At 47.7% G+C, this 12,091-nt stretch carries 10 protein-coding genes; 4 read left to right on the forward strand and 6 right to left on the reverse strand.

The genetic code is table 11. The features are described from left to right. The first annotated feature begins 85 nt into the window (after nucleotides 1-85). Nucleotides 86-2,767 carry a bifunctional acetate--CoA ligase family protein/GNAT family N-acetyltransferase gene (locus AC6R0S_RS07660; protein ID WP_500637608.1) on the forward strand — a complete coding sequence of 894 codons (2,682 nt, stop codon included), beginning with the start codon at nucleotides 86-88 and terminating at the stop codon, nucleotides 2,765-2,767. 31 nt (nucleotides 2,768-2,798) lie between these two features. On the opposite strand, the gene AC6R0S_RS07665 is transcribed toward AC6R0S_RS07660, so the two are convergent. Continuing rightward, nucleotides 2,799-3,695, reverse strand: a complete 897-nt coding sequence (locus tag AC6R0S_RS07665; protein ID WP_500631290.1) for a LysR family transcriptional regulator — start codon at nucleotides 3,693-3,695, stop codon at nucleotides 2,799-2,801. Between the two features lie 247 nt (nucleotides 3,696-3,942). On the opposite strand from AC6R0S_RS07665, the gene AC6R0S_RS07670 reads away from it, so the two are divergent. Further along, nucleotides 3,943-6,078, forward strand: a complete 2,136-nt coding sequence (locus AC6R0S_RS07670) for a TonB-dependent hemoglobin/transferrin/lactoferrin family receptor (RefSeq protein WP_500631291.1) — start codon at nucleotides 3,943-3,945, stop codon at nucleotides 6,076-6,078. Between the two features lie 402 nt (nucleotides 6,079-6,480). Here the strand turns inward: AC6R0S_RS07670 and AC6R0S_RS07675 are convergent, their stop codons facing one another. The 3 genes from AC6R0S_RS07675 to AC6R0S_RS07685 form a co-directional block, all read right to left on the reverse strand. Continuing rightward, nucleotides 6,481-8,178, reverse strand: coding sequence for an SgrR family transcriptional regulator (locus tag AC6R0S_RS07675; RefSeq protein WP_500631292.1), 1,698 nt, complete (start codon nucleotides 8,176-8,178; stop codon nucleotides 6,481-6,483). 92 nt (nucleotides 8,179-8,270) lie between these two features. Then, nucleotides 8,271-8,501 (reverse strand): DUF3389 family protein, encoded by a 231-nt coding sequence (locus AC6R0S_RS07680; protein WP_487901547.1) that lies wholly within the window; start codon nucleotides 8,499-8,501, stop codon nucleotides 8,271-8,273. Beyond that, nucleotides 8,491-8,934 (reverse strand): hotdog fold thioesterase, encoded by a 444-nt coding sequence (locus tag AC6R0S_RS07685; RefSeq protein ID WP_500631293.1) that lies wholly within the window; start codon nucleotides 8,932-8,934, stop codon nucleotides 8,491-8,493. The genes AC6R0S_RS07680 and AC6R0S_RS07685 overlap by 11 nt, the downstream gene beginning before the upstream one ends. Nucleotides 8,935-9,081: 147 nt before the next feature. On the opposite strand from AC6R0S_RS07685, the gene AC6R0S_RS07690 reads away from it, so the two are divergent. Further along, nucleotides 9,082-9,870 carry a M48 family metallopeptidase gene (locus tag AC6R0S_RS07690; RefSeq protein ID WP_500637609.1) on the forward strand — a complete coding sequence of 263 codons (789 nt, stop codon included), beginning with the start codon at nucleotides 9,082-9,084 and terminating at the stop codon, nucleotides 9,868-9,870. Between the two features lie 97 nt (nucleotides 9,871-9,967). On the opposite strand, the gene AC6R0S_RS07695 is transcribed toward AC6R0S_RS07690, so the two are convergent. After that, nucleotides 9,968-11,050, reverse strand: a complete 1,083-nt coding sequence (locus AC6R0S_RS07695) for a site-2 protease family protein (protein ID WP_500637610.1) — start codon at nucleotides 11,048-11,050, stop codon at nucleotides 9,968-9,970. A gap of 193 nt (nucleotides 11,051-11,243) precedes the next feature. Between AC6R0S_RS07695 and AC6R0S_RS07700 the strand changes: the two genes are divergently transcribed. Beyond that, nucleotides 11,244-11,801, forward strand: a complete 558-nt coding sequence (locus tag AC6R0S_RS07700; protein ID WP_334551864.1) for a PhnA domain-containing protein — start codon at nucleotides 11,244-11,246, stop codon at nucleotides 11,799-11,801. A gap of 65 nt (nucleotides 11,802-11,866) precedes the next feature. On the opposite strand, the gene AC6R0S_RS07705 is transcribed toward AC6R0S_RS07700, so the two are convergent. After that, nucleotides 11,867-12,058, reverse strand: a complete 192-nt coding sequence (locus AC6R0S_RS07705) for a hypothetical protein (protein WP_500631295.1) — start codon at nucleotides 12,056-12,058, stop codon at nucleotides 11,867-11,869. Nucleotides 12,059-12,091: the final 33 nt, after the last annotated feature.

Raw genomic sequence — 12,091 nt, forward strand, 5'->3', positions numbered from 1 at the left:
TGATTAAAACTACGTCAAACTCAAGCAGCGAATGGGCCTAACCTCGGATACCATAAAGAGAGTTAGATTCAAGGAGTGTCACGTTATGTCCAGTATCGCTGCGTTACTCAAGCCCTCGTCAGTCGCCGTCATCGGCGCCTCTTCGCGACCGATGAGAGCGGGCAACATCGTGATGAAAAACCTACTACAAGGTGGATTTGAGGGCGCAATCATGCCTGTCACACCTCGTTATTCCTCTGTGTGTGGCGTGCTCGCCTACCCGACGATTGATTCGCTGCCGATTGTACCGGACGTCGCGATTTTATGTACTAGTGCGAAGTACAATGTCGAGCTGATACGTCAGCTTGCCGACAAACAAGTCAAGGCCGCAATCATTCTTTCGGCGGACATGCACCTCCCTGATCAAGACGGTATCACTCATCAATCACGCTGTTTAGAGATAGCGCGGGCCGCTGGCATGCGCCTGCTCGGTCCTAATAGCTTGGGACTCATCCTCCCTTGGCATCATTTTAATGCTTCGTTTTCCCCTGTGATGGCGCAGAAAGGCAAAATTGCGTTCATTTCCCAGTCTGCAGCCATGTGTACCACCATTTTGGACTGGGCCAACGACAAAGACATCGGATTTTCCGCATTTATTTCGATTGGTAATGCCAGCGATGTCGATTTTGCCGATCTTCTCGATCATCTTAGCACCGACACTAACACTGATGCGATCTTGCTCTATGTCGATACCATCAAAGATGCCAGACGGTTTCTTTCTGCCGCGCGTGCGGCGTCACGTAACCGCCGCATACTGGTGCTCAAAGGTGGGCGAACAAAAGCCGGACGTGCCGCTGCGAAAGCACACACAGGTGGCGATGACACGCTTGATATTATCTATGATTCGGCGATTCGACGTACAGGTATGCTGCGCGTCAATAATTCACATGAACTGTTTGCAGCCGTTGAGACGTTGACTCACTCCGTCCCTTTGCGCGGCGAACGATTGGCCATCATTACCAATGGTGGTGGCCCCGCGATTATGGCAGTAGATACGCTGCTCGAACGTGGCGGCAAACTTGCGCAGTTGTCTGAAGAAACCATGTTGCGTTTAAGCTCAGCGTTGCCGCCCAGCTGGAGCCAAAGTAACCCAATCGACATGGTTGGCGATGCAGACCATTTGCGCTATGTGAATACGCTTAACGCCTTGATGGATACAGATTGTGCGGACGCCATTTTGATTATGCACAGTCCTTCAGCCGTGGCGGAGTCGGAGCAGACCGCACGAGCAATTGTCGAAGCGGTCAAAGCTCATCCTCGTCATCGACGTTTCAACATTTTGACCAATTGGTCTGGCGAGTTAACCGCCAAACCTGCGCGATTGCTGTTTACCCAAGCGGGCATTCCTACCTATCGTACTCCGGAGAGCGCTGTGGTGGCCTTCATGCATTTGGTCGAGTACAGACGAAATCAAAAACAGCTGATGGAAACCCCAACCACCGCAGAACCTATCGAGATCAATGATAGAAATGAAGCAAAAGTATGGATCAATGAGCGCTTAGAGCAACATGATGTTCTTCACCTCGATACCCATCAAATAGGTACATTACTCAAGCACTATGGGTTCAATGTACTGCCGACATGGCTTGCGTCCGATGCGAGTGAAGCGGTGCATATCGCCGAAAGCATTGGTTATCCTGTTGCGGTAAAGCTTCGCTCACCTGACATTGCGCATAAATCCGATGTACAAGGTGTAATGCTTAATCTAAGAAATAGCCAAGAGGTGGCAAATTCGGCACAAGCGATACTGGACCGAACGCAGCTTTCTTACCCTTCCGCCAATGTTCATGGTTTGATTGTGCAGGGCATGGCGAAATTGGCCGGCGGTGAAGAGATTCGTATTAAGATCAAACATGACAATACCTTCGGACCAGTAATTCTTATCGGTCAAGGTGGCTCCGAATGGGACGAAGCGATCGACGCGGCCGCCGCTTTACCGCCGTTGAATATGGCGTTGGCGCGTTATCTTATCGTCATTGCGATTAAAAATGGCAAGATACGTCTACAAAAACTCCCAGAACCGATGAACATACAAGGGCTCTCTGAGTTTTTAGTTCGTCTGTCTCAATTAGTGGTGGATTGCCCTCAAATTCATGAACTGGATATACATCCAGTGCTAGCAAATGGCTCACAATTTACCATCCTCGATGCGGATCTTACATTACGACGCTATCAAGGCGACGCACAACAGCGTTTGGCCATTCGACCGTATCCAGTAGAGTATGAAGAGTCGATTAGATTGAAAAACGGTGACTCCCTGCTCCTTCGTCCAATCTTGCCTGAAGATGAGCCGCTTCATGCGGATTTTATTCACAACGTCAGCAAGGAGGATCTCTACAAACGCTTCTTTACGGATGTGGGCGAATTTAATCATGAAGCGCTAGCGAATCTAACCCAAATTGACTATGACCGAGAGATGGCTTTTGTCGCAGTGCGTGAAGAGCAAGGTCAGCCGCAAATCATTGGCGTGTCACGCGCACTAATCAACCATGACAACACCGACGCTGAGTTCGCGATTTTGATCCGTTCCGATCTTAAGGGGATCGGTTTAGGTAAGGTGTTGATGAAAAAGATCATTGATTACTGCCACCATAAGGGCACCAAGCAAATGTCCGGTATGACCATGCCCACCAACCGCGGTATGCTAATGCTGGCGCAAAAACTTGGCTTCACCCTTGATATTCAGTTTGAAGATGGCGTCGCGGATATGGTGTTACCCTTGAATTAAGTAGCCAAGTGTTGAAATCCGTGAGTTGATATTAGATTTTTGCCAGAGACTTCCAGTTTTTCTTCAGGTATTGGATGCACCAAGACTTGGCTTCGCCCATTTTATTGCGCTTCCAAGCTAAGACGATGTCGATGGTGACAGCTTCGGTATCGGTGATCTGTTTGAGTTCCCCTTTTTCAATCAAGCTTTGCGCCAGTTCGGCAGGCAGCGTTCCTATGCCTAGACCACTGCGCAGAGCATCGACTTTGGCAGCAAAGGTCGTGACGGTTAAACGCGGTTGCCGCTGCATCACATTGATGCTGATTGCCGGTTGCTCTCTTGCCGTATCCGCAATCGCAATAACACGATACTTCTCACGCGCAGATTCATTAAATGCGCCTGAACGTTTGTGTACGTAGTGATCACTGGCCGCGACCCAAATCATTGTCATTTCCCCTAAAGTTTCAGCCTTAACGTCATGGGGAAGCGCATCCAGTTTCGGACACACTAACAGGTCAGCTCGACCCGTACTCAATGCCTCCCAACTGCCGGCTAAAATCTCTTCTTGCAGTTTGACTCGAGTTGAACTGACATTGCCAAGTGCATCGACAAGGGGGAAAAAGTTGTGAACAGGAATGATGCCATCGAACGCGAGTGTAATATCGAGCTCCCACCCATTGGCTATCACACTGGCGTCATTGACGAGTTTCTCTGTCGCCGCCAATATGGCCCTACCTCGTTCGAGAATCAGTTTGCCTGCCTCAGTGAAATTCGCTTTGTGCCCAGAACGATCAAAGATGGTGATATCGAGGTCTTGCTCGAGTTTCTGAATTTGATAGCTCAAAGATGATGGCGCTTTATCCAATTCATTCGCGGCGGCCGCAAAGCTTCCTCTTCGATCAATCGCGTCCAATATGTGTAAGGCTTCTAACGTTATCGGGCTTTGCATCGCTTACATTCCTATAAATGAGAATCATTATTGTGACCCGCGTCTCACTAATGAAGTCTTGTTTTTACTAGTACGCTGACTATTCTACAAGTTTAAGTTTATGTTTTATATATGAAATATTGATAGGATTCATTCTAATTCCAAAAGCTCAACTCAAAAATGATATTGATAACGATAGTAATTATCATTTATATCCAATAAAATTCAGGCCGTTCAACCAAGCCTAATGGATTTAAGGTAATCATAAATGTATAAGAAATCACTATTGTCGGCTTCGATTGTTTTAGCCCTAACAACGAGTGCGTATGCACAAGAGTATGCCCTATTTGACGAGGTTGTGGTATCCGCAACGCGTACTGATCAACAGCTTAGTGATGTTGCTGCATCGGTTGCGGTGATCGATAACGACGAAATCGAAAGTAATATGACCACAGGTCTTGAGGATTTGTTCAAGTACACACCGGGTGTGAGCGTACAGACAAACTCTCGTCAAGGTGTGCAAGGCATCAATATTCGCGGCATGGAAGGCAACAGAATTCAAGTTTTGGTGGATGGCGTTAACCAAACCAACCAGTTCGCGCCAAGCGGTGGTCAGTCGTACAACTTTATCAACTCCTCACGTATTGATGTAGACACTGATCTGCTAAAATCGGTTGAAGTGGTTAAGGGGGCCGCCTCTTCCCTTTATGGCTCAGGCGCTATCGGTGGGATCGTCGCTTTTCAGACCATCGACCCGAGTGATTTACTGAAAGGTCGCAATTTTGGTGGCCATGCTAAGTTCAATTTCTCATCTTCTGACAACACGTTCAGTGAGTCGATTGCACTTGCCAACAAAACAGGCAATTTAGAAAGTCTCGTCGCCTACACGCGCAGGGATGGGAATGAAGTGGATAACTTTGGCGAGCCTGATGAGCAAGACACCACGGCTAACAGTTTATTGGTTAAGCTTCAATACCAAGCGTCAGATGATCACCGTTTCGAGTTTACGGGTAATATCTTGCACGATACGGTAGACACGCAGTTTATTAGCGACAGCTACAGTGATTACAACGGTGATGATACGACCGACAAGCAGCAGATCGGCATTAAACACATTTGGAATGCAGACGCGTCTATTGCAGACACGGTGACCTGGCAGTTGGATTGGTTGAGCAAAGAAGAAAATGGTGTGACCAATCGTACCTCAAATGGTGGAATGTACTTACCAACGGCCGGTAACGTGCAGCGTAAAGATTACCTTTATTCGGACGAACGCTTCCAGTTTGACGCGCAGTTTGATAAAGGATTTAACCTAGGTTCAACGGAGCACTTCCTCGTCTACGGACTGTCGTTTGCCGATAAAGATATCAAAAACATCAATAACGAATACAACTCGATTGATGATGACAAAACGATTTTCTACATTCCTTCTGCCTCTGAACGAAACTACGGCTTATTTATCGAAGATACGATCACCATTGGTCAACTTACGCTGACTCCAGGTGTCCGTTTTGACAGTTTTGAGACAAAACCTGGCGACAGCTCGGAAAACCCAAGTGAAAACCCCGCGTCTGATTACCAAAAGTTCTCCGATTCTGCTCTCACTGGACGTCTAGGTGCGGTGTATGCACTGAATAAGCAGCACAAACTCTTTGCTCAAGTGAGTCAAGGTTTTAGAGCGCCTGATTTCCAAGAGTTGTATTACTCCTTTGGCAACCCTGCCCACGGCTATATAAATAAACCTAACCCTGATCTTGAGGCGGAGAAGAGTATCTCGTATGAGTTAGGTTGGCGCCATAACACAGAGAACTCAGCTACAGAGTTGGCCGTGTTCTACAGTGACTACGACAACTTTATCTCTAGCGATACGGTCAGCGGTTCATTTACTGACCTGAATAATCCCGCAGTTATTCAATACATCAACATTGATCAAGCAACCATCAAAGGTGTAGAGCTCTCAAACAAATTCTATTGGGATGAGCAGTTGCCGCTTAACGGGATCAGTACGCGTGTTGCCGCGGCTTACACCGAGGGTGAAGATGGAGAAGGTAAACCACTTAACGACGTGACACCATGGAACACTGTGGTTGGCCTCAATTACGACGCACCTGCTGGTACTTGGGGTAGCGCGTTGACTGTCACCTATAACGCGGAGAAGAAAGCCAAAGACATCAACTCTGAAGGCTCAACTCGTGGAGATTACATCGGTATTGATGCCGCGACCATTGTCGACCTAACGGCTTACTACGTACCAATGAAAGATCTGACGCTACGCGCCGGACTCTTCAACGTAACGGACGAAGAGTATTACGAGTGGAATGATGTCAAAGGCTTTGTAGAAGAGGACAAAGATTTCACTCAACCGGGTCGTAACTGGGCAATCACGGCTAAGTACGAATTCTAAATATTGACGACGTCAAAAACAAAAAAGCTCCCTTTTTAATAAAGGGAGCTTTTCTTTGGTTTCCAATAAAAGTGAACAAAAAAGGGGTTGGAATCCATTAAGCGTTTGAGCTAGCCATCTCTTTCTTAACCATAAGCGCAGCAGCGACGATGAAAGCGACGATTAAACCTAGTTCCATTATGAACCTCGTTGATTTGTTGAAAATACCGAATTTAAACTTCGGTAATTCTAACAGTTTACGTTGTCGTGCAAAGTCCAAATGTTCACTTTTTTGTCAGTTTTATCGACTCAGTTCAAAAAAGCTGCGCTATGATTTACTTTTGACACATAAATCCGTCTTATCTTTGAGATAACACATGCCTTTATTACAAATAATTAACATTGAGCAGTGAGTGCTTGAGACTATAGCTGTCCGAGTTCTGGTTTCACCCACACTGAACTAAAATCAAACCAACCCAACGCGTTACACTGCGCATTTTGCAATGAACCGCATTGATCTTTACTCACTCCCAACCAACAGTGGAACATCGGAATCAACTGCATTCTTTCCACAAGAGACTGCCCTAGCGCTTTAGCGGGAAAAGGCCTGTTTTGATCACTTTGCCAATCCATCACAAGTTTCTGCCAATATTGAAAGTCATCTGACTGGCTCATCGCTTCAATATCGCTGTAGCTGAGCAACCAAGCAGCCAATGCATCATCACGATTGTTAGTGATGCCCATCGCTTTAACCCAGATATCCACATCGGCGAGATCAGGTGTCTCGTGCTCATAACGAATGAGGCGAACTGATACCTTGTCTTGTTTGAGAACACGCTCTATACACTTAACCAAAGTCGGAAACATCGGGTGTTGCGATTGGTAGGCAACCGTCACCTCTCGCTCAGACGAGGGAGCCTCGACAACGTCGGTTTTTATGTGGTGATACCAACCTGGCTTGAGTCCATGTGCCGGCAGAGCGCCCAACTCGACTAATTTCTCATCAGGAATTTGTTTAAATAAATTGAGCGTGGCTAGGCGGTCATGGAAATAGCTTGCCCATTGTGACTCTTTAGCCAGTCCCGTTTTACGATTGAAGAGCAAAAAGGTACAACCCGGGTCTAGCTCGACATTATCTGTGACACGCTCAATACCAGTCGCAATTGGCTGCGAAAGGCTCGGAAAAATCATTGAAGAGAGCGCTCGCTCAATCACCCATACTTCCACTCGATCGAGTAAAGGTCGGTAGCCAAAATACCCATCGTGCGCTTGAAGTACCAGACGTTTGGCATCATTTTGAACCACTTTGAACGGTCCTGTACCAATGGGAAACGCGTCATAATCGTCTTGTTGGTCTCGCTCTGGCAAGGTGATCTTCGCACTTGACTCTGCTAACAGAACAGGCAAATGGTAATCTGGCCTAGAAAGGTATACATCAATAGTGTTAGCGTAACGACACTCAACGCATTCGATATGAGAAAAGAGCGTGTTTTGGCTCAATCGGCGTAGGACGGACAAAATGTGATCAGTAGTGAGCAACTCTCCGTTGTGAAAGCGTACCCCGCTGCGAATGTAAAAGCGCCAGTGCTGCGGTGTCACCGACTCCCAATTGTGCGCAATATCCGGCTCGATACGCTCTTGATCGCCAATTTTGGTTAAACCGCTGAATATCTGCGTGATAATGTGTAGCTCTGAGCGGCGTACTCGTTTGGCGGGGTTGAGAGTGGATAAGGGGCGATAGTAGGGTAAGCGAATCACCTGCTCACCTTGCTGGTGGACCACGCCTAAGTAGCTTTCAATCACTTGAGCTAACTTAGCGGTATCTTGATCGAGCGCTTTGAGCGCTTGGCTGATTTTGCCCTCATCTAAATATCGGCGGGCTAGGGTTTCGCTGACGTCACTGCGGCTACGTTTGAACACCAACTGGGAGAGCTTGCCGCGCCCCGGTGCTGGGTGCCACTCAAGCCATCCCTCTTCTTCCATTTTATTCAGCACGATTCGCGCATTTCGCCGTGTGCAGAATAAGATCTCTGTGATCTCTTCTAGTTGGACACCACAATCTTTGCCTTGGTAGTGCTCAAATAAAGTTTCGAACTGGACGCGTAATCTTGGGCTACTCATAAAGGGGAAATTCGTTGGTTTTGGATTCCAAACTAGTTTCCTCATTTATGAGCTCACATGCAAGTTTTGATATCCCACCCCAATACCGAGTTCTATGATATTGCGATACCTAATTGCTCGGCAACTTGAGTTAATTGATGGGCGTTATCGAGCGAGATTGACCAGCTAGCTTCAGACGCTCTTACCGCAATCACGTTACCGCCACCATAGAGCATGACGGCGTCCGCTTGGGCTTGTAACGTGACTCTACCCGGCCCTGCTAACTTAATCACCACTTCATTGGGTGTCGCGATGATTTTCCCTAAACTGAACTCAATGAGCATGAGCTTTCGTTCCACGATGTTTCTTAACCGCGATGGTCAAGCGACTGGTGCACACCAGTCGTTGCCTTTCGTCGGTGATATCAATTTGCCACACTTGTGTAGAAACGCCTAAATGCACGGGTCTGGCTGTACCGATGACATGCCCTTCCCGCATCGCGCGAACGTGGTTGGCGTTAATATCAAGTCCAACACAATAGCTTTCGTTATCAACACAGAAGTTTGCGGCCAGTGAACCGAGTGTTTCTGCGAGCACCACTGAAGCGCCGCCATGAAGCATACCGAGTGGTTGGTGGGTAAAATGACACACGGGCATGGTGGCCGTTAGGGAGTCATCACCAAAATCGGTATAGACGATATTGAGATGCTCAATCAGAGTGTTTTTTGAGGTTTGATTGAGTTTTTTCAGATCGATCTCTTTTTTCCATATTTTCATTCTGTGATCCGTCGTAATAAAAAGCGTTGTCGCGCGGTTGGTGCGTAGGAAACAGAGTCGCGTTGTAGCATAATGAAGCGGAATAACTCAAGCGTCATTACTCACAATGCCGACGCTGGCACATTCGTTACCTAGATGGAGAACGTCATGCACATCACTTATAAGCGCGGCTTGTCGCTATCCTTAATCGCTGCAAGCCTCGCGTTGTCCGCCTGTAGCTCATCGCCGACGGGGCGATCACAGCTGATTTTATTTTCCGATCAAGATATGAGCTCGTTGGGTGCCCAGTCATTTGAACAGATGAAAAGCGAACAGCCGATCAGTACCGATGCCAAAACGAATGCGTACGTGCAGTGCGTTGCCAAAACCATTACGGCTCATGTACCCAAGCAAGCGGGATTTGACGAGTGGGAAGTGGTGGTATTCGACAGTGACCAAGTCAACGCCTTCGCGCTCCCCGGAGGAAAAATTGGCGTGTACACCGGGTTATTAAACGTCGCGGTCAATCAAGATCAGCTAGCAACGGTGATTGGCCATGAAATTGCGCACGTACTCGCCGATCACAGTAACGAGCGCTTGTCTCAATCTCAAATTGCCAATGCAGGCTTACAAATCACCAACATCGCGTTGGGCAGTTCAGAGTATCGCGACATGACGATGGCGGCACTTGGTGTTGGCGTTCAATATGGCGTGCTGTTGCCCTACGGGCGAACACAAGAATCCGAGGCGGATATCGTTGGGTTAGAATTGATGGCCAAAGCCGGTTTTGACCCTAAGCAAAGCGTCGCGCTGTGGCAAAATATGGCGAAAGCCTCCGGGGGCAATACGCCGCCTGAGCTACTCTCGACCCACCCCTCTCACAGTACGCGTATCGACGATCTCAGCACGAAAATGAAAACGCTGCCAGCGAGCAGCGTAAGCAAACCACAGTGCTGAGTGTGCATACTCTACACAATGACCAACGGGAGCATGCTCCCGTTGTTTCTACCTAGTTCATGTTGTAAGCGTGATAGCGCGGTACGTATCGGGTCAATTAGGTGCCCAATATCAATAGAGGTAGGCGTAGTAACGCATCGCCCGTATTAGCAAAGAAGGCAATAATCGCGAGCAACCCCGCTACCAAGCCCACATACCATATGGATGAAACAATTTGTCCATATCGGTCGAGCGGTAATAAATGGCTCGCATGGCGGCCACGCCACTCCAATACGATCTCAAGCATGCCCATGATGAGCAAGAAGCCAAACAAGGTCAGACCGAGCGAATAGCTGAGCAAGACCCCTGCCCCAGCTGCCGCACTGCACAGTACGATGCCAGCGACGCTGTTCATTGAGAAGCTGATGCTTTTTAGAATATGGCCACCGTCGAGAGGCAAAATAGGCAGCAAATTAAACAAATTCAGCAGTGCATTAAACACCGCCAACCCCGCAAAGAAGGCTTCCCCTGTGAGCAAATAGACTAACGTCAACAGTAATGAAAGGATGAAGCCAAACATTGGCCCCATGATTGAGATCACCACGTCTTGCCAGCGAGTGTTGATCTTTTCGTCGCTGAGAGCGAGTCCGCCGAGAAACGGCACTAAATAGATGCCTTTGGTTTTCATACCAAAGTACTTCATTGCTTTGACGTGCCCATATTCATGAAAGATTAAGCAAGCTAGTAGTGCTAAGGCAAACTGAAACGAGAACAGCCATGAATAGGCCGCTAAACTGGCTGACGCCAGTACAACCTTAATCAGTTTGGCGCTTTTTAGTGCTTTCATACCTAAAGAGACTAAGCCGATCAGGCTAAATCGTCTTTCTGCCTTTGGTGGTCGCGTCGGCTGCTGACGTTCAATGTCTTTTTCCGTGCGTGTGGTGGTTGAATAGAGTTGATCGTTGAGCATCACTCTCACCTCGAGCGAAAACGGCTGCCAATGTAACGTCAAATCCACTTTACAGGCCAAGCGCTCATCCCCTTTGAGTAACTCAAATTGGTGGCTTGATTCGTGTTCGCGCTCGCCATTGGCATCGAGTTGTGACACTAAGTGGTTGTCCCAATAGATCTGTTGCCAGCCTGCCATAGAGGCTTCGCCCCGCAGCGGCTTGCCTAGAAAGTCGATAGAAAAGAGTTCCAAGAGGGTTCCTTTGGTTAGGTATGCGCACAATTCACCCGCGAATTATGCCGACTTGAATACGTTAGGTAAAGCTTGTGTGTGACACTGTCACTCAATATATATCAATTGAACGATCGTTCATGCCCTTTATTTTTACCCGATAGTGTGCATAATAAGCCGCCTAGATTAAACACCCATCAAATGTGAGTCCTTTATGTCTTCAGAAGCTACTATGCTAGAACGTTGTGAATCTAAGTGTGAATTGTGCGCCAGTGACGCACCACTGACCGCTTATGCAGTGCCGCCTCACAGCCACGTGACCGTTGATCATGCGATTATGGTTTGCGACAAGTGTCTATCAGAAATTGATGAGCCAAAAGACATTAACCACTGGCGCTGCCTCAATGACAGCATGTGGAGTCAAGTTCCACCTGTGCAAGTGACAGCTTGGCGTCAGTTAACGCGCCTCAACAGCGAGAGCTGGGCACAAGATGCGCTAGACATGATGTACATGGAAGAAGATCAGAAAACGTGGGCGATGCAAGGTATGTCTGCTGATGACAAACCTCTTGATTGCAATGGCGTTGAGCTAAAGAAAGGTGACGACGTAACGGTGATCAAAGACCTTCCCGTAAAAGGCACCAACCAAGTCATTAAGCAAGGTACGGTTATCCGTGGTATTAGCATTGGTGACGATCCTAAGCTTGTTTCTGGTAAAGCAAACGGCGGTCAGTCGATGTACGTGATTGCTGAATTTACTCGTAAGAAGTAATGAGCCGTTAAGAAAGCAAAACGCCAGCTCGACGTGAGCTGGCGTTTTCGTATTAACGTTTGGTGTTAACGGTAGAGACCGATATCCTTTTGCATGTGACCTGACAGCTGATCCGCATAATACGCGCGTGGCTGGCTGGTGTCGGTAAATAGAATATCGAGTAAGTGAGCAATCAATCCTTTGAAAGAAACCGCGTAGGTTTTTTTGTCCATAGAGATAGTTGGGTTTAGTGTGCCCATTTGCATTGCTTGTGCCATGATTGCCTCTCTATAAATCTGTACGTTTTGTTG

This window comes from Vibrio sp. R15-SG3-ISO1B (assembly GCF_059833835.1).

What these genes read in the sequence shown, in the direction of transcription:
- AC6R0S_RS07700 (WP_334551864.1), top strand. Translation starts at nt 11,244, where the DNA reads ATGTCTTCAGAAGCTACTATGCTAGAACGTTGTGAATCTAAGTGTGAA.
- AC6R0S_RS07690 (WP_500637609.1), top strand. Translation starts at nt 9,082, where the DNA reads ATGCACATCACTTATAAGCGCGGCTTGTCGCTATCCTTAATCGCTGCA.
- AC6R0S_RS07675 (WP_500631292.1), bottom strand. Translation starts at nt 8,178, where the DNA reads ATGAGTAGCCCAAGATTACGCGTCCAGTTCGAAACTTTATTTGAGCAC.
- AC6R0S_RS07705 (WP_500631295.1), bottom strand. Translation starts at nt 12,058, where the DNA reads ATGGCACAAGCAATGCAAATGGGCACACTAAACCCAACTATCTCTATG.
- AC6R0S_RS07680 (WP_487901547.1), bottom strand. Translation starts at nt 8,501, where the DNA reads ATGCTCATTGAGTTCAGTTTAGGGAAAATCATCGCGACACCCAATGAA.
- AC6R0S_RS07665 (WP_500631290.1), bottom strand. Translation starts at nt 3,695, where the DNA reads ATGCAAAGCCCGATAACGTTAGAAGCCTTACACATATTGGACGCGATT.
- AC6R0S_RS07685 (WP_500631293.1), bottom strand. Translation starts at nt 8,934, where the DNA reads ATGAAAATATGGAAAAAAGAGATCGATCTGAAAAAACTCAATCAAACC.
- AC6R0S_RS07670 (WP_500631291.1), top strand. Translation starts at nt 3,943, where the DNA reads ATGTATAAGAAATCACTATTGTCGGCTTCGATTGTTTTAGCCCTAACA.
- AC6R0S_RS07660 (WP_500637608.1), top strand. Translation starts at nt 86, where the DNA reads ATGTCCAGTATCGCTGCGTTACTCAAGCCCTCGTCAGTCGCCGTCATC.